Raw genomic sequence first — 25,050 nt, 5'->3', positions numbered from 1 at the left:
CGTTCCCTCGCCTCGTCGCATCCGGCTTCCATTAAAAGAGCTTCAGACCGCGGCAGCGCTTCCCGTTCGAGGTCCTTGGCGGTAAGGCGCGCGCGCCTGTCCCGCCCAGAAGCTCCATGACGCGAACAGACCGAGCATCGCCAAAGACAAGCCTGCAAAACTCATGACTAAACGCCAAGCGATGCCGCCGACCTTCGCGGCATGTACGGGATAGTATTTTTCCGTTAGAGATGAAGCCATGTCGCTGGTGGCCGGATCCTGCTCGGCAACGACATGAGCGGACCGGGTATCGATCCAGACATAGGTCCGGCCATTAGGCGTCCATTCGAAATCCTGCCTCAAGCGCAGCGCAAGCGGCGCGCCTTCTGCTGCGGGCATCATCAGGCGCCTGGGAACTGCTGTTGGAAAAGCGGCCTGTGCTCGTGCCATAACGAGCGGCCAATTCGTCTGCTCGTCCGGGCGTCCGAGGTTTTCGGGGAGCGGAGGCGCAATCTGTTCCTCCGTCATGGGATACAATAGCCACGCCGAAATCGTAGGGAACACCATCATCGCACCGGTGAAGGCGACCAGAATGAGCAAGGGGGAGGCAACCGCGCCCAAGTCGCGGTGATGGCGAACGATGGCTGATCGCGTGAAGCGGGCAGGCCATATGCGGAAGCGATAGGTCTTGCGGGTACGCCACCAAAGAAGGAGGCCGGTGATGCAGAAACCAAGGAGCAAGAAGCCGAGAATCCCGGTGATGCTTTTACCCGCTTCTCCCATGAGCAGATAGTGATGCAGGTCGAACAGCCAAAGTTCGGGGCGATCCCACCTACTCGCCCACCGTTCGACAAGCACTCCATCCTGGTTCAGATAAGCGCCGCTACCATCGGCATAGATCGCCTGGTGCAGTCCGATTTCCTCGCTGGCGAAGGTAATTCGCGACAATTCCGGTCCGGCCTTGCGGGCTGCGGCAACTGCCTCGCCGAGTGCGACAGGATCGGCGACCACCGGTTGATCGGCACCGGGCAGCATGATCCAGCTCTCCTCCCACAGCAGCACGGTGCCCGACAGGCCGATGACCGCGAGGAGGATGCCCACGATGCCGCCAGTCCAGCGATGCAGCCATGAGAGAAGCTGCATCAGAAGGCGCCGCGCCAGCTTAGCGTGAAGGTCCGCCCGCGGCCCGAATAGAAGCGGCTGTTGTCAGTGACCCGAACGGTATCGCTGTCGTAGGTTACGTAGAATTCGTCGGTCAGGTTCGATGCGGCGAGCGCGAACTCGCCGATATCGGTACGATAGGCGATGAAGGCGTCGAGCAACGTGTAGCCCTCAAAGTCCGTAGCGCTGGTGAGGTCATTGAACTGTCGCGAAAGATAGAAGCGAGCCTGTGCGCGCAGGCTCAGCGGACCCGAGGAATAATCGGCAGCAAGATTGACCCGGTCCGGAGAGATGTTCGCCCCATCGAGATCCTCGTCCACAATGCCATCGCTATCACCATCGGTGCGGCCCGAAAGATTGGCATAGCCACCGCTGAAAGAGAGACCCGGAAGCGGTGCGCGCCAAGCGAGGCTGGCTTCGAACCCTTCGATCTCGATGGGCTGGCGTTCGACCTCGAAGACGTCGTTGCGAAGCACGAGTAGCGACCCGAAGTCACTCGACGACCAGAAATAGCTCGCTGAAGCCTGCAGCGCTCCTCGATCCCATTCGAGTCCCAGCTCGCGATTATTCGAGACAACGGGTTCGAGCGACAGAAAGTCGTCGACATCGATGCCGGGCTGCGTGATGCCGCGCAGGATGCGTCCGACATCGGCGATGGTGAACCCTTCGGCATAGCTGGCATAGGCGCGCAAGCCGTCAATTGGTTCGACAATCACGCCCGCGTTCCAGAGGAGATCCTGGAACGATGGGGAGCCCCCGTCGACCTGCACCGATCCGTAGCTCGCCAACGTCTGGAAATCGCCAACCGATAGCTCAACATTTTCGTACCGGAGCCCTCCCGCCAAGCGAACGACGCCATCGGCCAGCGCCAGGTTCCCCTGCAGGAACGGCGCCAGGCTACGGAAGTCGCTGGGTGGAACCCAGACCCGGTCGGTCTGGACGAGCGATTGTTCGGTCCGGTCGAACAGCGCATCGAATCCTGCCGTAAGCGTGAGATCCTCGAAGCCCGGAACGGCGCGCTCGTAGCTGACCTTGCCGCCGAGCTTGCGCGAGCGGTTCGCCGACTGGTCGAACAGCATGCCGGACGGATCGATCGCCGGATCCTGGAATGTCCCAAAGACGCCGCCCCCGAAAACGTCGCTCGTCTTGCTGTAAAAGCCCTGTAGCACTAGGGTGCCGCCGCCAAGGTCGGTATCGGTCAGCGAGGCGGACAGCAGTTCCGCCGTGTTGGACGGTGGATCGCCGGGCGTCGTGCCGCGCACGCTGGTCGAGGGTATACCGGTCGACCGATCCCCCGGGACGAGCACGTAATTCGCATTGCCTTCGAGTTCGAAGCGGTTCGCGACCAGTTCGAGCCGCGCGCCGGTCGGCAGATCGTATCCCAGGCGGGCGAAGAGCGACCAGCTGTCGCTGTCCTGGATCTCGCCCTGCGTGCCGTCGACGCCGATGCGATTGCCTGCTCCGTCGAAGAAGGCCCCGCGCCGCTCGACCGTAGCACCGAAGCTCGCATCGAACGCACCGGTACGGTAGCCGACAAGCGCGCCCGATTTGGCGCCGATCCCTTCGCCGTCGAAGCCGTCGGGCAGGGTGATCTGGGCAAGCGCGTCGATCGCGACCCCGTCCTCGCGCGGCGCTCCGACCGTAACCTGGTTCACGACGCCGCCGGTCGCGCCGATACCCTGAAGTGCGTTGGAGCCGTAGATGACCTCCACCCGGTCGATGAAGAACGGGTCGATCGTGTAGCCGTCGCGCGACCCGTCGCGTACCGGTGTCGATTGGGGGATGCCGTTGATTGCATAGAGGGGCGATCGACCGCGCAGGCTCTCGCCGGCCCCGCTCAGTTTCTCGCGCGTCGGCGAGAACGAGGGTAGGAGTGCGGAGACGGCATCGACGGTAGAGCCAGACACCAGGATCTGCCGTTCGAGGGCCTCGCTGTCGATCACGTCAATCGTAAGAGGCAGAGCGCTCGCGGGAAGCTGCGAGCGCGCGGCGGTGACGACGATTGCAGGGGATGAGTCGTCCCGCTCGGTATCGGGGGAATCTGCAGACTGAACACTCTGGGCGTAACCCGGCGAGGCGAGGACGAGCGCGAACGCGCCAGTGAGGTAGCGATGCATGAAGACTCCTTCGAATGTCGAACGCGCCCCTAGGATGTTTGCGAATAGTTCGCAATAGCAGTTTGCGGAGGTGGAAGACCTTTTGGGTCTCGATGTGGTTCAGGGCTCGCGCTTGGCGCTGGCCAACAGCGTCGAAAATGGTCTTCCGGTCAGTGCCCTTGACCGGTTGGCGGCGGAAGTATCGCCGGGAGATGCGGGTTTCAAATTTCGCCTTATCCCCAAGGCCACCCTCGAGCGCCGCCGCAAGGCAGCTAAGAAATTGCTCAGCCGCGAGGAAAGCGACCGTTTGGCGCGTGTCGCCAAGGTGTTTGCAATGGCCGAGAATGTTTTCGGCAGCGCCGAGAATGCGCGTGATTTTCTTACGCGGCCGCATATGATGCTCGACAATAAACTGCCCTTGGACGTTGCGCTTGCTACCGGGCCAGGAGCCGACGCTGTTTCCAATATCCTTGGCCGCGCTGCGTATGGCGGCGCGGTCTAATGGGACAAAAGCTCGATCGGGTTCTGAGTTGTTTTCGAATTGGAGATCCGGTCGGCGAGCATGAGATTTTCAGTGCCGAGGGGTCGAGCTTGTACCCAGGCCGCTGGAACACTCGAAAAAGTCCGATGATCTACACGTCCGAGCATTATTCCACGGCGATGCTCGAAAAGTTGGTGCACGGGAGCGGTCTTCTCCCGCCCAATCAGCATTACATACGAATTACGATTCCCCCGACTGTGAGCTACGAAGTTTTCCAACCAGAGGCACATTCCGGTTGGGACGGACCCCGAGAGAACATTTGCAAGAAGTTCGGGGAAGCTTGGCATCAAGAGGGTCGCAGCGCGATCTTGCTGGTGCCCTCGATACAAGCAAGACTTGAAAATAATAATTTGCTCAACCCCAGTCACCCGAAGTTTGGTCAGATCACATGGGAACTTGCTCAACCGGTTTGGTGGGACAGTCGTCTCTACAAGTAAGTTCAGGGCTATCGAAAACCGTATTCCTTATTGATCTGAATTCTTGTTGATTTCGTCCTCAGCAACCGTGACCGCATTCAGAGCATTCTTCGCGCGCCTAAAACGCTCTTTGCTTCTTCCGCGCCATACCTGCCGAGAAGATCGCGTGCATTTGCGAGCCAACATCTGCCAGTCTAGTTATTGCGGGAATATTTGCGCGCTCAAAACGCAACGGCAGTCCAATCCGGTCAATAATTGCTCGCGATACACATATAGCGAACAGAAGGGCATGTCACTATCGATAGTGTCCGATTATCGATAGTGAATAAGATTGACCGTACGAGTGGCTGTCAAGCGAAGTCGAGTTCGCTATACATGCTGAAGGTCCAAACTCTCTCTACCGGCTTCCAATGCTCGATCTCGACCTCCCAAACACCGCCACCACCGCCGAACTGCGCGGCGCGCGCCACGCCGCCTTCGCCGCGCTCGGACGGCTTGAGGGTGCCATGAACGGGCTCGCGCCGGAGGCGCGTGGCATCTTCGCCGCGCGGCTTGTGACCGAATGTGTCATCGACGCGTTGCGGGTCGAGCGACACGCGTTCACGGACAACAGGTTTGCCGCTTGGCGCGCAGGGGTCGTCACGCTTTCGGACGAGGCGACCAACCGGCAGCGCTCTCCGGTCCGGATCGCGAACGCCGTCGTCGGCGAACTCGTCGCGCACGAATGGCAACCTCTCGCCGAAGCCGCGGAAGCGTTCGGGTTGCTCGCGAGGCCGCTGCGCCGCGGGCCGGGTTTCGCCGACGAAACCGATCCGGTTGAGGATCTGTGGCAGGCATCCCAACTCGCAAGCGAGGTTACGGCATCCGCCGACGGATCGGATCTCGCGCTCGGCTATGCCGATCTGGCACGTAGGCATACGGTATTCGCGCCTCGCGAAACCCAAATACGAACCTTTGACGATGGCGTGTTCCGCCGAGCCTACGAGATGGCCCCGACGGTGCCGCCGACTTGGTCGCTCGGCTTCTATGCCGGCACGGTTCTAAAAGCCGAGGGCCTTCTGCGACACGCAATCCCGCTACCCGGAGCGATCGTCGCTCACGCTCTTCGGCCCGATGTCGATGAGGCCGAACGACATTTTGCGCATTACGAGGCGGTCGAGCGCGCGGCCCGGCGGCTAGCGAATAGCGCGGAGGAAGTGAGGGTGGCAGACGCGGTCATCCGGGAGCGGAGCTCGTCGCTGCGCAGTAATTCGCGCGCGCCGTTACTGGCACGGCATCTCGCGGGTTTCGGCGCGCTGCGGTCGGATCAGATCGATCGGGTCCTAGGGGTATCGCGCGTCGGCGTTCACGGCATGATCGTGAGTTTGCGACAATTGGGTCTGGTCGCCACTACAACGGTAAGCGGGATTAAGCTGCATTCCTTTCGGACGAACAAGTCAGCAGGTGAACACGTTCGATCAGCCCAAGCGACGCCGTGGGCAGGCTTGTCGAAAGCCGCTCTGGACGAGTTCGACGATGCGATGTTGGCGCTTGAGAAGTTGATGCCAAAGGACGGCAGCTGATTGGGTTAGGGCGCTACGACCCGGTGATGCTTGATATTCACTAAAAACACGCTATTCGCCGCGCGATGAACGCGCACGATTTAGTGAACGAAGACCAAGCAGAGCAGACGCTTCGAAAGTTGCTCCGCCGCATGGAAAGCGTGTCCGACATCGATGTGGCACGTCAGGTCATGTCTTCCGACACTGTCATCGATCTCATCGTGTCGTTTCGGCGGGGCAAGGCCACCCACACGCTTTTGGTAGAAGTAAAAGCCAACGCCGAACCTGCCCGTGTGCGAACCGCAATCTGGCAGCTACGGTCGGCAGCCCAGGCTTACGGTGACGATGCATATACCGTCCTAGCCGCGCCTTATGTCTCCCCGGCGTCGCGGGAAATTTGTCATGAAAACGGTGTTGGGTTCGTCGATTTTTCCGGCAATGCCTACCTGTCGGTCGGAGGGCTCGAGATCGACCACAAAACCGACGCCAAGCCCAAGGTTGAGCAGCGCGTTCTGCGTTCGCTTTTCAAGCCCAAGGCTGCGGCGGTTCTGCATACATTGCTGAAAGATCCCAAGTATTCATGGCGCATAGGCGATCTGGCGGAACAGGCAGGTGTGAGTGCCGGCCATGCCAGCCAGGTCGGCAAGCAACTCCGCCAACGCGAATGGGCCGAGCAGTCCGAGGAAGGAATGTGGGTGTCGGACCCAAACGGTTTGCTCGACGTATGGCGCCAGGAATACGAGCCCCCCCCGGGGGAACGCGTCCAACTTTACTCCCATCTTCACGGGTCGGAACTCCAGGACGCCGTTCGCGCCGTCATGACCGACGGGATCGACGCGGTGTTGCTGTACGCGTCCTTTTCGGCAGCGGATTGGATAGCCCCATTTGCACGGACCGGTCGCACGTATTTCTACGCCGATGAGCGCGGGCTAGCCCGCTTGCAGTCTGGACTGAATCTCCAGAGCGCTGCGAAAGGGGCAAATATCGACATTCTGGTTCCGAACGATCCAGATGTCTTTCGCACCGCACTGCGTCTTCAGAATGGACTGGTCGTAACAGGTCCAGTGCAGACGTACCTCGATCTCTCCATAGCGGGCGAGCGGGGAAGGGAAGCGGCCGAGCATCTGCGTGCCGAGGCGCTCCAATGGTGAAGCCGCGCGAACCCAGATCCGCTGCCGACTACGACAGCCGCTCCACTGCGGCAGTGCGATCGGCGATAGTCGAGATTGGTCAGGTCCTCGGCAGCTATCGCGGCAAATACACCATCGTGGGAGGCTCGGTGCCCTGGCTCCTGCTCGATCAAGAGTCGATGGCACATGTCGGCACGCAGGATCTCGATCTGGATCTCGATCCCGAGGCTTTGAGCGACGGTGAATACAGCCTGCTCGTCGATGCCCTGCTCGAGAACGGCTATCAGCAATCGGAAGCGCTGGCGCGCTTTCAGCTGCAACGCGAGATTGATCTCCAGGATGGTGAAAAACCTGTAAGGGTAATCATCGACTTCCTGATGCCTCGTGATGCCATGGTCTCAAACAAGGGACCTAAGCTCATTGAGGGCTTCGCGGTCCAAAAAGCAGATGGCGCGGATCTTGGAGTGGCCTACCAAGAAATCATCGAGGTCGCCGGGCCCATGCCCACCGGCGGGACGAACCGCGTGCGGATCGCAGTTTGCACCATCCCTGCCTTCCTGGCGATGAAGGGCCATGCCCTCGATGGTCGAAAAAAGGAGAAAGACGCCTACGACGTATACTACGCGATCAGGAACTACTCTGGCGGCACTATGGCCATCGCGGAAGCCTGTCGTCCCCTGCTGGACGAGGCGAGCGGCATCGCTGGTTTTAAATTGATCGATGCGAAATTCGACACGCTGGAAAGCTATGGTCCGACATCAGTTCGTAATTTCGTTGCCGAAACGGACGTGCTCGATGGTCGCAGCGCGGATGAATGGCAGCAGGATGCCTTTGGTCAGGTCGATGCCTGGTTGCGCGCCTTGGGACTGCGCGACTGATGACGACGCAAAGCGTTATTTCGATACCGGCAGACGATGCGACGTTCGAGCAGAACATCGCCATTCTCTTTCGCGGTATCCTCGGCGATCCCAATACGAAGAGGGTAGCCAAGAGCGGCAAAAACCAGAAGGGCATCGACGTCTTTGGCAGGCGCGATCGCGATGCAAGGCAGCCAGTCGGCATCCAATGCAAACTGCGCACCACCAATCGTAAGCTGACCGAAACCGAAGCTCGGGCGGAACTTACGAAGGCTCTCGCTTTCACTCCTGCGCTCACTGAATTTTTCATCGTCACAACGGCGGACGATGACGTCACTTACGACGAAATCGCCGCGAAGCTTTCGCAAGAGCAGGCGGCAGCCGGGCGCATAATCGATATCCAAATCTGGGGCTGGAACACGCTCCAGGATCGTATTGCCGAAGACCAGAAAGCACTCGATGCATTCGATCCGGGCCATAGTCCGATGGCACAGAAACTTGCCGATATCGGCGAAGAGCAACTTGCACGGTCAGCGCGGACCCACGCCAAGCTCGATCAAAGCCTGTCTGTCCAGCATCAGAGCCACGTCCTTCTGCAAGGTATCGCTACCGATGGAGCGAAGGGGCAGCAACTGCTGACGCATTGGGATGCACAGATCGACATCTATCGCGACATGCTGAACGAAGGCCGGGTCGAGATAGCCTTCGAACTCCTGACGAAATTGGAGAACTCGCTGACGTCGGCTGATGAGCCGCGGGTTCGTGCGCGCATACGCGCGAATATCGGACTGGCCCATCACAGATTGGGTGACGAGAAGCGCGCCGGTGACTGCCTGCTCGAAGCGTATGCGATTTATCCTGACGACGATCGCATCGCAACAAACCGGATATTGGGGTTGCAGCTGATCGAACGTTTCGATGAATCGCTCGAGGTTGCAAGTACGCGGCTCGAGAAGGATCTGGAAGACGAGCATGCAGCAGGGTTCGTCTTCCAGGCTGCCATGTTTCTCGGCGATGAGGTCGATCCGTACGCGATCGTACCGGCTTCCTTGCTCAAGCGTACGCTGGTGCGAACCTATGAATGTCACTTTCTGCGGCATCGAGACCGCCGGGACGAATTCATCGAACGCGCGCTGCAAACCTGGCAGGATGATCCGGAGGACGCTGACGCGCGGCGTCTCGCTGCGGACGCGTTGCTTGAGAAGCGGATTGGTAACGGACAGTTTCGCCAATCGCCCTTGCGCGACCCCGACAGCCGAGAAGATCTGGAGACAGCCGAGCGCCTGCTTGCCGAATACTGGGAAAAAGTCCGGCTGTACGACAACGCCCAGCAGGACCCCTATCTGACGAGCGGATGCAATCTTGTGACGCTGCACCGGGCGCTGCACCGTCCTGATGACGCTCGGAAGATCGCGATCCAGCTTCTGCAGATCGCTCCGAACGATCGTCGCGTCCTGACCGTGGCGGCCCATGCCGCGCTCGACGAGGAGAACTTGCAGGAGGCCGAGGCCCACGCGCTGGGACTGCAGGACAGTGCGGAGAAGACCTCTCTTCTGCTCCACATCTGGTCGGCCGAAAGCGAGTGGCAAAAGATCCTGGATTATGGAACCGGCCGGCGTCGCGAAGATCTCGAAGGCGAATTGCTCGAGCAGTTCGACACGATGGTATTTCGGGCAAAGTTCCTGTCCGAACATCCGGTGGCGACACGTGAAGACGCCGAGGAGCTCCTCACCGCTTGGCCGAGATCGCTTCCCGTACATATCATGGTGGCAGACTTCCTGAGCGCGCATTCACCGGAGCGTTTCGAAGAGGTTTTCGAAACCGCTCATTCGCTCGCGCAGAAAGATATTCTCTACGCTCACCGTCTCATGTTCGCCAATCTATGCCTTCTTAACGACAAGTGGGCAGAGCTTATCGATGCACTGGCGGGTTATGTGGCGAATGAAGTCCATACACCTGCTCTCACATGGTTGGCGATGGCATACGCCAATGCCGATCGCGCGCAGGGTGCCGGCGCGTTCTTCCGCTCGCTCCCCGATAGCATCATCGAAAAGAACGGGTACGCGCGTCTCGCGGCTGCCGCTCAATATAATCGCGGAGACCTTCGCGAAGCCGAGCGATATGCCCGCAAGGCAATAGCAGCACGCCCTTCCGATCTGCGAGCGCACCTTCTGCTTCACGGAGCACTGCATCGACGAAACGACATGCGCGCCGCGCGTAATCATATCAAGAAACTCGATCCGTCGCAGCTGGAAGGTCACGTTCTTGAGCGTCTGCGCCTCGCTCAGATTTTGCGGCAGGATATCGACGCAGAACAGGGCCTCGAATTCGGCTTTCAATTGGCTGCTCACAATCGCGATGTGCGCGAAGTCGCGGTTAGCTGGCCCGGGTTCATCTTCTTCGATCGGAACCTGCCGGACACTATCGCGAAGATTCCGGTCGCCCGGGAAAATCTCTGGTTCCATTTGCGCGGCATCGATGGCGACGACGATGTCGAGGGCATCCTGACTGACGAAGACATACCTGAGGTCCGCTGCTTCTCCCTAGATCATCCGCTGGCCAAGCTGGTCATCGGCAAGAAGGTCGGTGAACGGTTCAGCTATCCGCAGGCGGTCGGACCGGATCGGGAATATGAACTGGTCGAACTCAAGCATCAGGCCATCTGGCTTTTGCACGACATCATGGCGACCCACGCCGATCGGTTTCCGGAAGAGACCTCGATGTTCACAATCAAGATGAAGGGCGACGACGTCTCGCCGGTTCTGGAGATCGCGAAAAGCTCTTCGGATCATGCACAAGGCATGCTCGACATCTACGAGCAACACCCCATCCCGGTTTGCGTACTTGCCCCAATGTATCGACGCAGCGTTGTCGGAATGGCCGAACACATCGCTGGAAGCGGCAAGGAAATCAGAACCTGCCACGGCCTTGGCGCAGAGCGTGTTCACGCCGAGAGAATCGTTCGGACAAGTAAGAAAAAAGGCGCGGTCCTCGATACGCTCTCGGCATGGCGAGCGATGCAATTCGGCATGCTCCCGGCGTTACAGGAGTGGTTCGGCACGCTCCATCTCGCGCAGTCGAGCTTCGATGAGTTCCTTCAGATGCGTAGTGAGAGCGAGCTTTCCTCAAAGCACGATCATGGCACAATCGGATACATCGACGGCCAGTATGTCCGAACCGAGCAAAGCGCGGAAGAGGCCAGGAAGATCGCTGATAAGATCGATGTGGGCATTTCGCTGATCCAGGAACATTGCGAAGTCTGTCCCGTCGACGATGACGAATTCTCCGGCGCGAGCCTTGGCGTCATCGCGCGCGACGCCGACCTAATGATCGACCCCATCCTGCTGGCCCGCGCCAAGGTTTGCACGCTGTTGTCTGACGAACTCAACCTTCGTCAGATGGCGCAGGAGATGGGAGTGGCCCGCAGCGTCTGGCTGCAACCGACGGTCACCATATTGGCCGAGAACGAACTACTCGACGATATCGAGCAGTGTTCGATCGTTGCCAACCTGGCCGTCTGGCGACACGGCCATGTGTCGTTAAGCGGCAAGAACCTGGCCGCGATCGCGGAGAAAGGCCCGCAGCCGACGTTCGGCTATTTTCAGGCTGCCGCCGCCTACCTCGGGGGAGTGGACGCGGATATGCGCTCACATATTCTAGCGGCTTTGAGTGCCATGGAATTGCTGTGGAACTCGTCCCTGTCATTTCACGAGCAAGATCGTTGTGCAGGTCACATGTTCGGACGTCTGATCTCTGGGAGGGTAGATTGGCAGGCAATCCTGTCAGCGATCGAGCAGCGGCTGATCATCGACGCAAGACAGGGCGGCTCGAGCAAGCGATCTCTCGATTATTTTAGGGCGTGGTGCCGCGGGCATTTTTATATGGTAGCGTAGTTGTACCATGAGCAAGTTGGTTCAATCTCCGGATCGAGCGAGTTTGGTCCGGTCATTAAGGGAAAATCGGGCTGGTGAAAACGCGGAGCCAGTCCAGTCCGGTCATTAAGCAAACGCGACAAGGACCCCCCCTCAGCTCGAAAGAGCTATTTTCTATAATTGCGGTTTATAGCAAGTGCGCCCTTGCGGAGTGGAGCGTGTTTTTGCGATAGCGGTCCGGCAATCACGAGAAATTCGCACCGATGCCCAAGCGTCCCGCTTCCGAAATCATCGTCCACGACCAGTCGCGCAAGGTGCCGCAGCCGCGTCGCAAGGACCAGAAGATCGACCGCGAGCTGCAGGCGGAGCTGCGGATCGCGCAGGCGCTGGCGGCCGGCGCCGACGGAGCGTTGGAGAATATCAGTCAGGATCGCTTCGAAGCCGAGTTCAAGGCGATGGCATTGAACAGCAAGATCGCGGCCGCGGCCGACCTCGACTGCTACGTCGACTGGTGCCTAATTGAGCGCCGCGCGGCATTCCCGGCCGACCCGGTGACGCTGGTCCGTTACATCGAGGCGAAGGTAAAGGCCAAGGCGAAGCCGGCGACGATCGTGCGACGCATCTCCAGCATCGCCAAGGCGCATCATATGCTCGGCCTCGCACCGGAAGGCCCGCGCGACCGCATGGTCCGCCAGACGCTCGTGGCGATCGGCAAGAAGAAGAAACAGCGGCAGGCAGCTGCAATCCGCGTCGGAGAAAGCCGCACCGGCACCAGCTCACCGATCACCATCGAGGCGCTGCTCCAGTGCTGCGACAGCACGCTTCCGGGCCTCCGCGATGCAGCCCTTCTCTCGGTCGGGTATTACGGCGGCCTGCGCGTCAGCGAGCTGACAGCGGCCGAAGTCGCGGACCTTGAGGTCGACGTTGATGGAACCGGCACGCTGACCGTGCCCTTCTCCAAGACCGATCAGGAAGCGGAAGGCGCGGAAGTGTGGATGCCGGCCGATGCGGTTCGGCGTCTGCGGGCTTGGTTGGAGGCGGCAGAGATCGAGGAAGGGGCGATGTTCAGGCGGATCCATGTCACGCGCAAGAAGGCCAAGGACGCGATCGCCCCTCAGGCATGGGACAGCATCCCCGGACACACGCGGCACTATCAAGAGCGACTTGTCGGCCAAGCCGCGACGCCGGCGATAACCGTCTACACGGTCGGCCCCAATCCGCTGACGACGCAGGGGGTCAATGCGATCTACAAGCGCCTGGTCGAGCGCGCATGGGCCGACGGCCTGATCGAGGTGGATAAAGACGACATCGTAAAGGCGCTGAAGACCATATCCTCACACTCGCTCAGGGTCGGCCTGACCCACGATCTCATTGCGCTCGGCGCCGACGGGGTGGCGATCACCAATGCCATGCGCTGGACATCTCCAGGAACCATCTTACGCTACGGGAAGAAGCTGCGCGCGAAATCGAGCGCGACGGCCCGCTTTCTGAGCGGCGAGCCAAAATAGAACAGGGCTAGGAATCGAACAAGAAGTCTCGACACTGACATCTTTTTAAGCAAGGTTCTTCGATAGAAAGTTCCAAGGGGGCGCATTCCGTGGAGCATTATGCCGATCTGCAGAGGCTGCTCCATGCGGTCCACAAGTATCGCCAGGAAGGCAAACTTCCTGACGATCCTGCAGAGCTGGACGAGGTCTGCGCCCGCGTTCTGAACTACGATCGTTTCGATGAAACCGCGATTGAGTGGAAGCGGATCGCGGACTACGAAAAGGAATTGGCTGGCGGCGAATGGCCCGATCGAGATTGATGGATCGCAAGATCCTGATAGAGTCCGGCAATGGAACAGGGAGTCGACCAGCTTTACAGGTCCGCTGTCGAGAAGATGGCGAAAAGCGCGGATTCCGACATTGAGAAACTCCGCGGATCGGTGATTAAGGACCCGGGTTCGCTTGGCGCACCTAATCCAGACGGTATTGCCGAAGCAAGCGGCCGGGATGCCTCTTGGGGAAGCTATGCCTTCGACAGCCTGCGGTCGCACGGCTTCATTCAAAGCGACCTGATGCGGTTCAAATGGTTCCAGCCTACGTCACCGTATATCGACGATGAAATGGCCGCCCTTGCTGGCATCGAAGCCACGGCGATCATCCGCCTCGCGTCGCTGGATTGCGCAGCCGCGCGTGCAGAGCTCCGTAAGAGAGAGAAGACCTTCGAACAGACTGCTCGCGCCGGTAAACCCCTTGCATCGTCATTGGCGCATCAAAAGCTGATGCTGTCCGTGGTCGCTGCAACGGGCGAGGTGCATCTCCTCGAAGAATACGCAAAACGAGCGACCGTTGCCCTCGCCTATGCTCAAGCGCGTCGCCTTGATGGCGACGCCTTGAAAGGTATGGTAAGATCGGCCGGAAGCATGATCCGCACGATTTGCTCCATGCCTCCTCGCGATTGCGCAGCTGCTGCGACGGCAATGCGCCTCCATCCCAGGACGCCGGTCGAAGCCTGAGCTAACGAGACTCATAGGGTGAACGCCAGTTTCCCTGCATCGGAGATCGGCCGAAGGATCGGCGTCGAAGAGCGACTGCTTCCGGCATAGGTTGGCACGCCGCTGATTTGCAGCTCGATCGTCTGGAAACCGTCGGTTTTCTCGTTCGCCGGAAACGAACCCCCCGCCATATTGTCGATCAATGTGTAGAGCGACGGCGCGGTCCCATCGAAGAAAAATCGGACCGACTGTCTGATCCCCTCCAGATCGCCTGACCTTGCGGCGCTGAGAAACCGATCTCCGGCCTCGACCAGGAATCCGGTTCTGTCGGCATAGGAGTCAGCAATCCAAAGGAGTCGGAAGAACGCCTGCGGAATGAACTGTTCGACGAGCTGAGAGAGGGTGCTGCGCGGGCCGCCGAGTACGAAGGTAGTCAACGCCATCGCACCTATGAAGAAGCGCTCGTTCCGGACGTCGACGTCGCGCACATGCGCATCGAGAAACGCCGCTGTTTCATCAATTCTTTCCGCGCCCGTCAGCGCGAGCCTGAGTGCCCCAATTTCAACGATGGCGCACAGCGCCAAGCGCCATTCCTCGACCTGCTCTTTCGTAAACGTCGCCACGACGTAGGACCGTCCAGACTTCTTCAGATATCCGCCAGTCCCTAACGAGAGCAACAACTGGCGAGCCATGGAAAGCGACACGCCGGTGTGCCGCATGATATCCTCAGCGTACATTGGCGCACCCGCTGCCAGCTCGCCGAAGAGAATGCGCTCCCGAAGCTCGATATAAGTCGCATCGATCTTGGAAAGACTTTCGTTCACAAGGTTTGCCTCACCCTTCTCTCCGGTTGGCTTTGTCAGAAACTATCATTTGGCACCGTCTGTCAGCAAGGAATCCGTAGCGGCTTACCCCATCTGATTTTGAACGAAGCATTCGGTCAGCCGTTGAAAGTTATGACCGAAAATGCTACGCTCAAATCAGGAGAATATCGTGGATACCTTCGACCCTTATGCGAATGACGGCCCGATAGAATATGCCGTAAAGACGGGTGACCCCTCACGTGGAGCATCAATGCGAGATGACAGCATCGTTCTCGACGAATTTGAAGATCCTCGTTCTTACGGTAATCATAAGACCAACTCGCTGGTTACTCTGGCACTCGCGCTTACGTTTCTAGTCGTAGCGCTCCTGAGTCTGTAGCTGTTCGGGATCGAAATAGCGTCACCTTTGATCTCGGTCATAGAACCGCCGATCAAAGCGTTCTTCCGACCCGCCAGGCGCTCCTCGATGCTTTTCGAACTCCTGTCGACGTTGGCCATAGCGTTGGCCATTCGCCTCATACCGATCGCCAAGAGAGCTTGCCCCTTCATCGATCCTGTCCCCGACCGAACTGTCGGATGAACCGCTAACGAGGTTGCGAGAACCGCCGTGCGAAGGCCGTGGCGCAGATCCGCGCAGATCGGCCTCTGTGAAGTTTCCGGGACCAGAGACATTTCCGACAATGCTGCCGCTTTCTGGGATGAGATCACGATAGGGTGCCACTCGCTGATCGTAGTAATCCGAGATAATTTCTCGAGCGACGAGATCGTAGGCGGCCTGCTCCTGGGGTGAATAATCCGTCCGCGCGAGACTGGGAGCGGTTATGCCCATCTCCGACGCCTTTTCCTGGTACCGGCTTGCGACGATCTGGCTCATATCGAAGTTCACGTTCGCGCCAACACCGTCGCGTGTCGAGGTGTTGTTGCTGAGAGACGTTGCAGTCTCATCGATCGCTGCGATGCGCTCGTCGATCCTGCGGATCTGTTCGAGTGCCCGCTCGCGGGAATAGGAATTATCGGTATAGGCCTCACTCCTGTTGAAGCTTCCGCTCTGAGAATACGTCCCACTGTCTTGTGTGACGTTGGATCCATTAGAACGATTATCCGACGTGGAGGAATCGAAGCCATTCGCTTGATCTCGACGGCCACCCCTATCAACGCTGTCGACGTAAACACCTTGTCCCGAAATGCCCGCTTGGACGCCGCCACTGATGCCAGGACGGCCACCACCGCCCCGCTGACCACTGCCTCCTCGACCGCCGCCAGCTCCAACGCCGATGCTTCCACCGCGCGTTGTTTCGAGTCTATCGGTTTGTGTCTGCTGATTGCCAGACGTGGTGGTGATGCGAGAGAACATTTCCTCTTCGCTGGCAGCGAGATCTCGTCCGATCGCCACGCTGATGGCAAGATCGAGCACTTCGGCCGCGGGGAATGGATCCCCTTTTTGAAAAGCGATGACTTCGGCACCCGCCACGTCATGTCCCCCCGTTCGTGTTGTAGTAGTTCTCGATCCTGGTCTGGATCTGGATCGACATCTCGATCTCGTCCGGCAGCTTTGCCGCGTCCACGAATTCGGCGTAGACTTCGCGGAAATCCATCCGGCTGAGATCGAGCTGCTGAAACTGAGCGATGAGGAAGCCTTCGCAGTCGGGTTCCTTCGGCTTGCCCCACTGCATTCCGAGCTGCGCCTTGCCCTGCTCGTTGAGGATGCGGACCAGCTTGCTTCCGTAGCAGCAGTATGACTGCTTGCGGGTGACGCAGACCCCGAGGATCTTGTCCGAGCAATAGGTGCCGACGTAGTGGCACAGGCCCGCGTCATCCTTCTTGTCGACGTCCCGATCCTGGCTGTTGCAGAGCCACGGCGTCAGGAGAGGAACACCCTTCCCGCTGCAGCAGTTCGACAGGCCGAACACCTTCTTCGTGCACTTGAGGTTCTCACCGCTGAAGATCTTCAACTGGTTCGGATCGAACCCATCCTTGAGCTCGCCCATGACGTTCATGGCGACCATTGCGTCCTTGAACTCCGTCGATGCCTCGCGCGTGACGGTCGTGCATTCCCCATCGATGCAGTAGAGATCGCCAGCGCATACATAGGCCGGCGGGGGCGGTGTGCCGGTATCCGGCGTCGTGCACTGGAACCAGCGATCGTAGACATTGCAGGTCGTGCCGTCGGTATCGTAGCTCAGGCATTCGTCGTGACTGAACGAACATTCCGGGCGGGCTTCGAGCGCAGCGCAATCGTTGGCGGGCAGCAATCCCTGGCACTGATAGGTGCGGCTCCACTCCCAGCACGGGCGCGTCACCGACAATCCGTTGATGACTCGCGTCTCGTTCGGTGCGGTGCAGGTTTCGCTCTGGAGAGAGCATGACGCCGTGCCGATCGTGGCCTGACACTGCGCTTCGTCGACCGCCTCGCTGACGATCCGTACTGAATTGCGTTCGACGCCGCCCGGAATACTGAGCTGGGAAGGACAGCTATAGGTTTCACGATAGACTGGATCGCCTGGCTCGGTGCACCACCGCCCATCCCTGCCGCCCCACTGAAGGCAGGTTTCGCCGATGCGCTCCCGATCGATGACACGGCAGCTTCCCGCATCGAGATCAGGCTGGATAATGTCGCAGTACGGACCGCTAGTCTGGTATTTGATGAAGCCGGTCGAGCATTGATACTCCCAATACCGCGTGCCTTGGGTCTGGACTACGAGAGGCGCCTTGCAGGTCCTCGCTTCGTCGAACGGCTGCGAACCCTGGTTGCAGCTTTCAAGATAGGTCGTGGAGCCCCCTCCTCCAGACGGTAACGGGTTACACGAACCGGTGGACCCGCCAGGAGCACCGCTGGGTCCGAGGTAGGCGTCCGGATCAGCCTCGATCGCCGATGCCGCCGAAAGGTCGATCGTCGCCGGGTCAACCACCTTGCGGTAGGGATCGACCACGACCTGGTAGTCCTGCTGATAGCGCTGAGCCTCCCCCGCCGTCGTCAGCCCAACCGCATCGTCGGCATAATCCAGCGATGGAAAGCTCGTCCCGCCAAATGTCGGCACATCAGCTTCGGCGCCGTTGGCAAGGATCGAACCGTTGGTCGCATCGCGCACACCTTCACCGAGCGCCTCACCCTCTGCCCGCGCATCGGACGAGGTCATCTGCGCGTGCGCAAGCTGATGCTCGGGCTGCTTGGCGGCCGCGCATAGCCATCGCGTCCATCGCATCGCCGCGACCGGGCAGGACGGCTTCGGTGCGGACCGTGCGCCGCGCGTGGCTCATGCCCGTGGCATCGGTGTAGCCCGGGAATACGACCGCGAGCTCGTAGCTTGGAACACTTCTGGCCGTCATCGGTGCGGCTGCGAGGACGGTGTTGTGAACCGGCGCATCGATCCCGTCATCCATTTGGTACGGGCCGGCCGGATTGAGCAGGTCAGAGGAACTCGTCTCCTCGATCCGGGAGATCGCGCTGTCGTCGATCACCGTGGAAGGCGCGCACACCCCGTCGGGGGCGTCGCAGCGAAAGCTGCCGCTCACATTTGTGCCGAGGGTGGTGCAGCCGGAGACTAGACCTCCGAAGACCGCGATGGCGAGGATGGCTTTGCTGTTCACGACGCACTCCCTTGAATCCAGCTTTCGAGGAACTCGCGCGGACGGAAGCCGTGGACGACGGCGCCATCCTCGCGGACGATTACGGGGGTTCCATTGAAGCCGTGCTTGCGAGCGAAGACCTCGTTCGCGTCGAGACCGGAGGTGTCGCAATCCGATCCGGTCGTGATCGAACCGCCGTCATACGCCTGGTTGACGGCCCGGCGCTTGTCCGGCGAACAGATGACCGCTTCGGAGATGGGGCGGGTGCCGAGCACCGAGATTGGGCGCTCCACGACCTTCACGTTCAACGTCTCGAGGGTTTCGTGGAGACGCTTGCAGTAGCCGCAGCGGAAATCGCTGAAGACGGTGATAGTCCTCGCGCCGCGGCCCATGACGACCGCACCGTTTTGCGGCAGTGCCGCGAGGGCTCGCGGATCGACCTGATCGTCGATCGAGGCGGTGTCTGCGCCTTGCTGCCCCGGCGCTTGGGCGGGATCGGACGATGACGTGTCCCCCCCTCCCCCGATGAGCATATCGGGGTTCATCTCCAGCAGCCGCGCCGCCGTCAGATCCTGCTTCGTCTCCATGTCGTACACGCGGCCGATGATGAGATAGCGGGCGCCGTGATCGATGTAGAACAGGTTCTGGCGGGCCTGGACCTCGCACACCCCCTCGATCTTCTCGCAGTCGATCGCCGTGATCTCGGTCTTCGGAAGGCGTTCTGCGAGGGCCTTCTCGACCGAAGGGCCCGAACTCTGGGCCAGCGCGGAAGCGCCCATTGCGATCCCGCCGCCAGTGGCCAGGATGAGCAGTCCCTGAAGGACCCGTTTGGCACCGCTCCTGTAGCTGTCGCCATCGGAGGCCGGAAGAATGCGTTGGTTGTTCATGAGGCTCAGTTCCTGATGAAAGTGCCGTCGAGGAACACGACCTCGACGCTGGCGCCGGTGGGCATCTCGACGACCGGCTGATATTGCTCGGCACGCTCGATGAGATATTCGGAGAGCATCTTTCCGGAGTTTTCAGCGCCAGCGCCTAAGCCTCTAAGGCCAATGTCGCCGGCCGAAGGGCTCGGAAGGTTCGCTCGGCTATCTTGGCCGACCGGAACAATTGGGACAGAAAATGCGGAATCGACGGCCTTGCCCGCACCACTGACCAAACCGGCAAGGAACGCCTGCGTCGTGAGTGAACCTTCGCGGCTGATCACGCGGCCGCGAATGCCAACCTTGCCGCCGAACGCGATGAAGCCCTGAACCTCCGACACCGCAAAGCGGCCGCCGGGCTGCGCGCACGTCATGCGCTGGAGCTTTACGTAGACCTTCTCGGACGAGAGATCGCCATACGCCGCGCCGTTGACCATGCACCCTTGCACCCGAGTGGCGAGAAGCCGCCCCTCGCTGTAGACCGAGCGGGCGGGGCCGGTGATGCGCAGAAGCACGGGCAGCGGATCGCTCTGGCTGCGCGTGTTCGTGGTCGCATCGACCCCCACCACCACGGTCGCTTTCGCGATCGAGTTGGGCGGGAGATAGTTCGGCGAATCCGTGTAGACCGCGGGCGACTTGGAAGCGTCGATGCGCGACCCGGTCCCGCCATTCCCGCTGAACGACACCATCTGCACGTCGTTGCTACGACGAGGAGGCTGCGGTGCCGCCGCGGCAGGCGATGAGGAGGGGGCAACCCCCAGCGCCTGTGCGGCGGCAACCGGCCCGGGAGCAGTCGGGCGTGCATTGCCACGGCTCGCCTGCTGACGGAGCTGCTCGTTCTCGCGCTCGTATGCTTCAAGAACCCGCTGGCCATCGCGGGCCATTGCGGCGTTCTCGTTGCGCAGGCTGTCGACCTGCGACTGGAGCTCCATCATCTGCCCGGCTTGCGCCTCGACGCCCTTCAGACGCTGGCCCTGGGAATTGATCTCGCCCTCGTACATGGCGACCCATTCCTGGTCGACGCGCTGACGGTTCATAAGGGCGTCGGTCGAGACCGTGGTCTCGGTTCCGTCGTCCATCGCCTGCTCGATCGTGTCGTCGGTATCGAGGACATACATCGACCCGGCGATCGCGATTACGCCGACCAGCCCATACATGAGCATCTTCTGGCGCTTCTGCGTCTGATCGTTTTCCGCGATCGAGCCGCTCTCGTCGAGCTCGTCGTGCTCGTCCTGTTCCGCGGCGTCGAGATCCTTGGGTTTGCGCTTCAGGAAATCCATCTCAGTTACCTTCCTGTGGGGACGACGACATAGGCGGCAGTCGCCTGCCCGCTCGCGAGGTCGCGGTTTGAAATGCTGACGGCGATCGCACCGTCGCCGGCGATGAGCTCTTCCTGCAGCGTCATGGGCGCCGCGCCGGTGTTCTCGATCCGGAGGACCTTGCCGGTCATGGTGGGGCTGCGATATTCGCTGACCAGCTGCACCTTGATGTCGCCGACATTGACCGGGGCTCGTGCTGCGTCGCTGATCTCGAAGCCGGTTACGGGACGCTGTTCGAACATCGCACGGACGAGACCTACCGCGCGGTCGTCGAGCGAAGCGGCCTGCAGCGTCTCTGCCTGCGGTTGCGGGTTCTCGATATCCGCATTGGCCACGAACACCTGCAGCGCACCGTCACCGGAGACCTGGCAATCGAACTTGTAGACGTAGCCCTTCTGCGTCGTGCCGAAGAACGAGATGTTCGGCTTCGTGTACCCTTCGGGAACCGAGAGATAGATGTCGCCGCGTGTCGGCTCGTGGACGATCGCGAAGTCTTCCGCCTCGATCCCGGTCTGCACACGCGATACTGCGACGAACTGGTCATCCTTGAGCGCGATCCGGGTGAGGTCGGACTTGGATGCCTGGCAGCGCACCTCCCCGTTATCGACGGCGAGGATGTGTTCCTGAGCCAAGGCGGGGACGGCGGACATCACGAATGCACCGGCGATGAGAGCGGCGCCGCTCAGGCGCGTCAGGTAGCAATCGAGCCGCGAGGCGAGAAGGCCGCCCGACACGATCATGAGCGAGGAAATGGCCGGGTTCATTCTTCCTCTCCTTCTTTCACGACGACGCCGAAGCCCTTCAGGCGGAGCGAGACGCCGGTGTATTTCCAGTGGAACTCGAAGACCTTGTGTTCGCGGCGCACATCGCGCGAACCGACGATCGTATGGAGGACGCCGCCGACTTGGCTGGTGAGCTCGTCGGGGTTCGTCCTGATCCAGTCGATGGTGACAAACTGAGTGACCTGCGAGCCTTCCTGCTCCGCCATGATCTCCATCAGCTTCGCCTTAAGCGCGCCGCGCGATTCCGGCGCGGCGATGGCGACGATGCCATCAAGCCAGTACTGGAGCGTTTCGGGCGAGCGGTTGAGCGCGAGCTGCGCGGTGTCACGGGTCACCGCCTCCAGATATTCGGGCGTGACCGATGATGAGCTCAGCGTCATTTCGTTGGAAAGGATCGGCTGCAGCACCACTTCCCGATCGCGGGTCGATGCGGCCGTGAACATCACCACGACGAGGATGCCGAGAACGATGCAGATGAGCGCAAGAAGGTTGCGCTGTTTCAGCGTCCGTTGTGACGCCTCGTGAGCAAGAGATAGTTCCATGTCAGCCCGCCATCACACGAAGATGAGAAGGCGGAGCGACCTTCAGACCAAAGAACCCGCCCGGCAGATGCCAATAGGCAAAGTGCAGGACCCAATACATCGAACGCCCGGCTTTAAGTTTGCGATAGAAAAACCATGCAGCGACACTGAGGAGAAGTCCGATAACGATGTGCTGCGCGAGAATTCCCCAACCGAACGGAATCAGCATTATGAGGAATTCATCCAGCGTCCAGAACCCGATGAGCTCGGGGTCGTCGAGATGTCTTGGGATGGAATATTGGTCCAAAGGTCGTCTCCGCCAGTCAGGGGGCGGCTGCGTCTCGCTGGCGATCAGCAGCCCGCGCCCCCGTGGAGAGGGTCCGATCGAGCGATCAGACCGTGCCGGTGATCGTTGAGGTGACGATCGGCACGCCGGTGCCGGCACCGACGCCCACCCCGACCGGGATTGCCACTTGGCCGAGCGAGAAGCGTCCGGAGGCAAGCGCCACGATGCCGCCGGCGAGCGACAGCACGGTGATGATCTTACCGCCTGAGCCTTCGAGGAAGTCGGTGAACTGCGTTAGCGCGGTGTCGAACGTGGTGTCGGTACCGGCCATCGCGGCGTCGATCCCGAACACGCTCATCCCGGCCACTGCAGCCAGGGCGACGGCGAGGTTCGCGCCACCCTTTTTGAGATCGAGTGCTTTCATTGTCTTTCCCTTCTGGTTTGACGAACAGCGCGATGCGCCAAGACCAGAAGGGAAGAACGGGAACCTTTTCTCAACCAATTCGTCGCAAGGACTGACCTTTCAAGGTGCGAATCGCGCTTTGTCGATCCGACTGGTCAAAAAGACTGCACCACTAGGGATTAAATAATAAACCGGGTGGCATTCCGTTTGGGATCTATTGGCACGGAATCAGGACCACCCCGGAATGAACGCGGGTATGGCTGGCCTGTATGCAGCGCCGACTCTCAAGGCTAGACACAAAGCTGATTCAACGACGGTTCGACTCGCAGACTGATCGCACCCGAAAGAGAATCCAGGGGGCGAGGAAGCGTCATGTCGAGCGACAGCGAGGTTGTGCACGAGTTGCTGCTGGGCGAGCAGCCATTTGCAATTATTGCGGAAGCGATCCGCGTGCTAACCGTCGAACGGTTGAAATTTCAGCGGCTTAGAGACGTGATTCTTGAGGCGATCAAAGATCCCCCGAAGCCAACGGATGAACAGGTTACGTTGTTCAAGAACCAGTTCCCACTCGATGGCCACGTAAGAATTTATCTTCGCTTGTCCCGATCGCTCAATTCCAAACTGGAAGCGCTCAAAATGGACCTATGCCAAAAACTGGATGAGAACTGCGGTGTACGTGAGACGGTTATCTTCTGTGCATTGTCGATCGCCCAGAGGAAAGATTCCACTTGCCACGGTTAAGGGCTTTTGCGCAGTATGCATTTGCATAGGTCGCGTTTAGGGAGGGATCATGCGCGAGGGATCGAACACCGTGGTTGTCGGACGCTGTGATCAGCTCCAGCGGGAATACGCTGTTCTCATCCGACGACAAATGGAGAAGCGCGGATTGAGCGTGCGGAAACTCGCAGAACGAGGTGTCATTCGTCAAAGCCATCGCAATCGCTTTTTTGACCGCATTGCCCAGGGCACATTGCCGCTTGCGGAATTCCATGCGGTGACCTCGCATTTGGAGATCGATCCTATCCGTGCGGCAATCACCGTACAGTGTTTTACCGATGCAACATCCTACGAGGACCCATGCTGCGAAACCTCAGCCATGGTGGCAGTTGCCATGGCGACGCACCTTCCTGAGGAACTGGCTGCCTGCGAAGGTAATTTCGAAACCATCCGGAGCGAACTTTGCGACGGTATAGCGAAGAACACTTCCTCGGCCATTGCCAAGTATCATCGCAAGCTGGACACCCGCAATAACCTCTCGCTTTGACGGTCTGACTGTGATTCAGTTGGCGCATTGGAGGGAGAGTTTCGATGCAGCCACGCAGCCTGTTTTCGCTGGCGGAGCACCTGGACCGATTGAGCAAGGACGGCGATCCGCTCGAGGTTCTGGCGCAAACGGTGGAGTTCGAACGCTTCCGGCCGCTTTTGACCCGCGGGCTTGGCTACAGCGACGGAGCAAAGGGCGGACGGCCAGCCTTTGATCCGGTCGCGATGTTCAAGGTCCTGGTGGTCCAGGCGCAGCATAATCTGTCAGATGCGCGCATGGAGTTCATGATCCGTGACCGGCTATCGTGGATGCGCTTCTTCGGCTTTGATCTGGGCGGCTCGATGCCCGATGAGAACACCATCCGTCATTATCGCAATCGGCTCACCGAGAGCGGCGCGCTCGACGCGTTGATGCATGCATTCGAGCAGCAACTGCGCGAGGCCGGGTATCTGGCCATGGGTGGGCAGATCGTCGATGCAAGCCTGGTTCCTGCGCCCAAGCAGCGCAATACGCAGGAAGAAAAGGCCGCCATCAAAGCGGGTAAGTCGGCAAAGCAGATCTGGCGCGGCAAGCCGGGCAAGGCGCACCAGAAGGATGTCGATGCGCGCTGGACGATCAAGATCGGGGGCAAGATCCGCTATCGCCCTGATGGCACGCCGCTGCCGCAGATCGCGACCCCAGTGTTCGGCTACAAGTCGCATATCAGCATCGATCGGCGCTTTGGGTTCATCCGAAAGGCGGCGGTGACCTCGGCTGCAGACAGCGACGGGCGCCAGCTGCGCCGGGTGATCGACACAAGCAACACCGCTGGTGATGTCTGGGCCGATAGCGCCTACCGCAGTCAGAAGAACGAGGCCTGGCTGACGCGCAACATGCTCAAAAGCCGCATCCATCGCAGAAAGCCCAAGGGCAAGCCCATGCCCGAGCGCACGGCGCGCGCCAATGCTGCAAAGTCAGCCGTGCGGGCCAGGGTCGAGCATGTCTTTGCGCACCAGAAAAACCGCTACGGGCTCTTCATCCGCACGATCGGCCTCGCCAGGGCGCAAGCCAAACTGACGCTGGCCAACCTGGTCTACAACTTCGACCGCTTAA

General features: G+C 60.2%; 24 protein-coding genes. 12 read left to right on the top strand and 12 right to left on the bottom strand.

The window, feature by feature from the left end; all coding sequences use genetic code 11:
* Nucleotides 1–42: 42 nt before the first annotated feature.
* Nucleotides 43–1,122: a PepSY-associated TM helix domain-containing protein gene (locus tag D2V07_RS14280; protein ID WP_119587634.1), complete on the bottom strand. Its 1,080-nt coding sequence runs from the start codon at nucleotides 1,120–1,122 to the stop codon at nucleotides 43–45.
* Nucleotides 1,122–3,257 (bottom strand): TonB-dependent receptor, encoded by a 2,136-nt coding sequence (locus tag D2V07_RS14275; protein WP_119587633.1) that lies wholly within the window; start codon nucleotides 3,255–3,257, stop codon nucleotides 1,122–1,124. Before D2V07_RS14275 ends, D2V07_RS14280 begins: the two co-directional genes overlap by 1 nt.
* Nucleotides 3,258–3,327: 70 nt before the next feature.
* On the opposite strand from D2V07_RS14275, the gene D2V07_RS14270 reads away from it, so the two are divergent.
* The 9 genes from D2V07_RS14270 to D2V07_RS14230 all read left to right on the top strand — a co-directional run bounded on the left by D2V07_RS14270 (nucleotide 3,328) and on the right by D2V07_RS14230 (nucleotide 14,093).
* The gene (locus D2V07_RS14270; protein ID WP_119587632.1) at nucleotides 3,328–3,738 is read left to right on the top strand and encodes an antitoxin Xre/MbcA/ParS toxin-binding domain-containing protein; all 411 of its coding nucleotides are present in this window, start codon (nucleotides 3,328–3,330) and stop codon (nucleotides 3,736–3,738) included.
* Nucleotides 3,738–4,214: an RES family NAD+ phosphorylase gene (locus tag D2V07_RS14265; RefSeq protein ID WP_119587631.1), complete on the top strand. Its 477-nt coding sequence runs from the start codon at nucleotides 3,738–3,740 to the stop codon at nucleotides 4,212–4,214. The genes D2V07_RS14270 and D2V07_RS14265 overlap by 1 nt, the downstream gene beginning before the upstream one ends.
* A 389-nt stretch (nucleotides 4,215–4,603) precedes the next feature.
* Nucleotides 4,604–5,755: a hypothetical protein gene (locus tag D2V07_RS14260; RefSeq protein ID WP_119587630.1), complete on the top strand. Its 1,152-nt coding sequence runs from the start codon at nucleotides 4,604–4,606 to the stop codon at nucleotides 5,753–5,755.
* A gap of 65 nt (nucleotides 5,756–5,820) precedes the next feature.
* Nucleotides 5,821–6,885 (top strand): restriction endonuclease, encoded by a 1,065-nt coding sequence (locus D2V07_RS14255; RefSeq protein WP_119587629.1) that lies wholly within the window; start codon nucleotides 5,821–5,823, stop codon nucleotides 6,883–6,885.
* Nucleotides 6,879–7,742, top strand: a complete 864-nt coding sequence (locus tag D2V07_RS14250; protein WP_119587628.1) for a hypothetical protein — start codon at nucleotides 6,879–6,881, stop codon at nucleotides 7,740–7,742. The genes D2V07_RS14255 and D2V07_RS14250 overlap by 7 nt, the downstream gene beginning before the upstream one ends.
* Nucleotides 7,742–11,614 (top strand): PIN domain-containing protein, encoded by a 3,873-nt coding sequence (locus tag D2V07_RS14245; RefSeq protein WP_119587627.1) that lies wholly within the window; start codon nucleotides 7,742–7,744, stop codon nucleotides 11,612–11,614. The genes D2V07_RS14250 and D2V07_RS14245 overlap by 1 nt, the downstream gene beginning before the upstream one ends.
* A 242-nt stretch (nucleotides 11,615–11,856) precedes the next feature.
* A complete protein-coding gene (locus D2V07_RS14240) occupies nucleotides 11,857–13,101 on the top strand; it encodes a tyrosine-type recombinase/integrase (protein WP_119587626.1) in 1,245 nt (414 codons plus the stop codon).
* An 89-nt stretch (nucleotides 13,102–13,190) separates the two neighbouring features.
* Entirely contained in the window at nucleotides 13,191–13,400 is a 210-nt protein-coding gene (locus D2V07_RS14235) for a hypothetical protein (RefSeq protein WP_119587625.1), read from the top strand.
* Between the two features lie 30 nt (nucleotides 13,401–13,430).
* The gene (locus D2V07_RS14230) at nucleotides 13,431–14,093 is read left to right on the top strand and encodes a hypothetical protein (protein WP_119587624.1); all 663 of its coding nucleotides are present in this window, start codon (nucleotides 13,431–13,433) and stop codon (nucleotides 14,091–14,093) included.
* Between the two features lie 11 nt (nucleotides 14,094–14,104).
* Here D2V07_RS14230 and D2V07_RS14225 read toward each other — a convergent pair whose 3' ends face one another.
* From D2V07_RS14225 to D2V07_RS14180, 10 genes are all read right to left on the bottom strand, one after another.
* Nucleotides 14,105–14,896 carry a GntR family transcriptional regulator gene (locus D2V07_RS14225; RefSeq protein WP_119587623.1) on the bottom strand — a complete coding sequence of 264 codons (792 nt, stop codon included), beginning with the start codon at nucleotides 14,894–14,896 and terminating at the stop codon, nucleotides 14,105–14,107.
* Between the two features lie 400 nt (nucleotides 14,897–15,296).
* Nucleotides 15,297–16,367, bottom strand: a complete 1,071-nt coding sequence (locus D2V07_RS14220; protein ID WP_119587622.1) for a hypothetical protein — start codon at nucleotides 16,365–16,367, stop codon at nucleotides 15,297–15,299.
* 1 nt (nucleotide 16,368) lies between these two features.
* Entirely contained in the window at nucleotides 16,369–18,033 is a 1,665-nt protein-coding gene (locus D2V07_RS14215; protein ID WP_158586846.1) for a conjugal transfer protein TraN, read from the bottom strand.
* Entirely contained in the window at nucleotides 18,002–18,484 is a 483-nt protein-coding gene (locus tag D2V07_RS14210; RefSeq protein WP_119587620.1) for a hypothetical protein, read from the bottom strand. The genes D2V07_RS14215 and D2V07_RS14210 overlap by 32 nt, the downstream gene beginning before the upstream one ends.
* Entirely contained in the window at nucleotides 18,481–19,350 is an 870-nt protein-coding gene (locus D2V07_RS14205; protein WP_233548420.1) for a DsbC family protein, read from the bottom strand. Before D2V07_RS14205 ends, D2V07_RS14210 begins: the two co-directional genes overlap by 4 nt.
* A 5-nt stretch (nucleotides 19,351–19,355) precedes the next feature.
* Nucleotides 19,356–20,663 carry a TraB/VirB10 family protein gene (locus tag D2V07_RS14200; protein WP_119587619.1) on the bottom strand — a complete coding sequence of 436 codons (1,308 nt, stop codon included), beginning with the start codon at nucleotides 20,661–20,663 and terminating at the stop codon, nucleotides 19,356–19,358.
* Between the two features lie 5 nt (nucleotides 20,664–20,668).
* Nucleotides 20,669–21,466, bottom strand: a complete 798-nt coding sequence (locus tag D2V07_RS14195) for a type-F conjugative transfer system secretin TraK (protein ID WP_119587618.1) — start codon at nucleotides 21,464–21,466, stop codon at nucleotides 20,669–20,671.
* Nucleotides 21,463–22,026, bottom strand: a complete 564-nt coding sequence (locus D2V07_RS14190; RefSeq protein WP_119587617.1) for a type IV conjugative transfer system protein TraE — start codon at nucleotides 22,024–22,026, stop codon at nucleotides 21,463–21,465. Before D2V07_RS14190 ends, D2V07_RS14195 begins: the two co-directional genes overlap by 4 nt.
* A gap of 1 nt (nucleotide 22,027) precedes the next feature.
* Nucleotides 22,028–22,312 (bottom strand): type IV conjugative transfer system protein TraL, encoded by a 285-nt coding sequence (traL, locus tag D2V07_RS14185; RefSeq protein WP_119587616.1) that lies wholly within the window; start codon nucleotides 22,310–22,312, stop codon nucleotides 22,028–22,030.
* 85 nt (nucleotides 22,313–22,397) lie between these two features.
* Nucleotides 22,398–22,715, bottom strand: a complete 318-nt coding sequence (locus D2V07_RS14180; protein ID WP_119587615.1) for a hypothetical protein — start codon at nucleotides 22,713–22,715, stop codon at nucleotides 22,398–22,400.
* A 351-nt stretch (nucleotides 22,716–23,066) separates the two neighbouring features.
* Between D2V07_RS14180 and D2V07_RS14175 the strand changes: the two genes are divergently transcribed.
* From D2V07_RS14175 to D2V07_RS14165, 3 genes are all read left to right on the top strand, one after another.
* Entirely contained in the window at nucleotides 23,067–23,435 is a 369-nt protein-coding gene (locus D2V07_RS14175; protein ID WP_119587614.1) for a hypothetical protein, read from the top strand.
* 49 nt (nucleotides 23,436–23,484) lie between these two features.
* Nucleotides 23,485–23,958 (top strand): hypothetical protein, encoded by a 474-nt coding sequence (locus D2V07_RS14170; protein ID WP_119587613.1) that lies wholly within the window; start codon nucleotides 23,485–23,487, stop codon nucleotides 23,956–23,958.
* 44 nt (nucleotides 23,959–24,002) lie between these two features.
* On the top strand, nucleotides 24,003–25,050 hold a 1,048-nt coding region (locus D2V07_RS14165; protein ID WP_147366993.1), incomplete at its 3' end, for a transposase.

It is taken from the genome of Aurantiacibacter zhengii (assembly GCF_003584125.1).
GTDB lineage: Bacteria > Pseudomonadota > Alphaproteobacteria > Sphingomonadales > Sphingomonadaceae > Alteraurantiacibacter > Alteraurantiacibacter zhengii.
The sequence above is the reverse complement of the archived record's forward strand: the minus strand, read 5'-3'. Positions and strand labels throughout refer to the sequence as shown.